Origin of the sequence: Empedobacter sp. R750, assembly GCF_030324345.1 — a bacterium.
GTDB classification, from domain to species: Bacteria; Bacteroidota; Bacteroidia; order Flavobacteriales; family Weeksellaceae; genus Empedobacter; species Empedobacter falsenii_C.
Genome location: NZ_JACAGF010000044.1, coordinates 1 through 1,714 on the forward strand (window position 1 = coordinate 1; position 1,714 = coordinate 1,714).

1 protein-coding gene is annotated in these 1,714 nt (G+C 35.3%); it reads right to left on the minus strand.

Annotated features, from left to right (window positions below; translation table 11 throughout):
• Positions 1-22 precede the first annotated feature (22 nt).
• On the minus strand, positions 23-1,678 hold the full coding sequence (locus tag HXZ74_RS17085) for an IS1182 family transposase (protein WP_115000154.1): 1,656 nt from the start codon (positions 1,676-1,678) through the stop codon (positions 23-25).
• Between the last annotated feature and the right edge of the window lie 36 nt (positions 1,679-1,714).

Consider the following 1,714-nt stretch of genomic DNA (forward strand, 5'->3'; position numbering starts at 1 on the left):
GTAACTGTTGCACAACTCCAATTTACAGTAAAAAACAGAATATATGACCTCGTTTAAGCCTTTTTAAGCGAGGTTTATTTTTAGAAAAATATATTAATGTAAAATTAGGTTTGCTTAAAAACTCTCTTTTTAAGGAGTGAAGGAGTGATTTTGTAGAAGCGTAGTTCTTCCCTTGTTTTAAATAAATAACTTGGGCTAAAACACTTGATTTTTTGACTGTAAAGCGTAGATATTTCTTCAAGTTGTAAGATAAACTTGACATTAGTACATGTTTATTTGCTTTAGACATTCCTCTGCTGTTGATTCGTTTTAAGTTAAAGAAGTTAATCAACGTTCCTAAAACTGGTTCTACTGTAGAACTTCGACGTTTAACTAACCTGCGGTGATACGCTTTATTTTGGGTGAGTTTTTCATGCATTTTATCGTACAAAGGCTTGTGAATGCTATCTTCCAACTTTTTAAACTTGGTTACTTTTCCACAACAACTTTCTCGTAAAGGACATTGTCCACAATCTTTTTCCGAACTTCTATAGCTTTTCTTTTCGTAGCCTTTGCTGTCTGTTAAAGTTCGTTTGAAAGGCAGAAAAGCTTTATTTCCTCCTTCTTGAATACATTCGTAACGGTTTTCTTTTTTATTGAAAATAAAGCCTTCTCGCTCGGGTTTATATTGTCCAAAGTTGGGAATCCAAGCATCTAAGTTATGATCTTCACAATATTGCAAACTTGTACCGCTACTATAGCCCGCATCAGCTAAAACTTCTCCTATTTGAATCTCGTTTCGTTTAAAATTTTCAATCGTTTGATCCATAATTTCTGCAAAGATAGCACTGTCTTTACTACCAGCTGTACTAGCACAAGCTCCTGTAATCACGTGGTGTTTATCATCAACTGCTAACTGTCCTGCATAGTTCAGTTGGCGTGGTTTACCTGGTTTGGTCGAGATTTTCGCATCAGGATCTGTTGGGCTATAATGGGTATGATTACTTAAAAACTTTGGACGAATATCTTCACCATCTTCATTTTTTTGAAGCGTTTTCACATGTCCCGGCATTCCTTTAAACGCTTCCTTTTTCCAATTATGATGTTGTTCTACCAACTTCTTTCGAGTTGATGTTACAGTTCGACTAGACTCACTGCATGCTTTGAATTCTGAATTTTCTTCCAACTCATTCACAAAAGCAAAAGCATCATTTAGAACCTCTTTTTCAACCAGAGAATCCATACTTGCGTTTGCTTTGATAAAGGCAGAGTCTACCGCCTGACGTTTCCCTGAAACCATGCCTTTATTCACACACAGTTTTAAAACCAACTGAAACAATTGCAAGAAAACTTCTTGGCCAAATAACGCGCGCGTTCGGCTTATGGTTGAATGCCAAGGCAATTGTTCGTTCAGATCATAACCTAAAAACAAGCGAACATCCAAGCAATTGCTACAATAGCGAATCAATGCTCTGTCGCTATTGATATTATTCAAATAACCCACTAACAATATTTTAAAAAACACCACAGGATCTATACTTTCTTGACCTTGAGTACCGTAATATTTTTGAGTGGATCTATACAGAAAATGTAAATCTAATACTTGATTTACTTGGCGATAAAAGTTATCAGATGGAACTAGCCGATCTAAACTTAATTCATAAAAAAGTTGAGGAATAAATTCTTTTCGTCCTTGCATACTACAAGATATGAAAAATTGCTATATTTAGTGTTG

Coding starts and splice junctions, on each gene's coding strand:
- HXZ74_RS17085 (WP_115000154.1), bottom strand. CDS start 1,678: ATGCAAGGACGAAAAGAATTTATTCCTCAACTTTTTTATGAATTAAGT.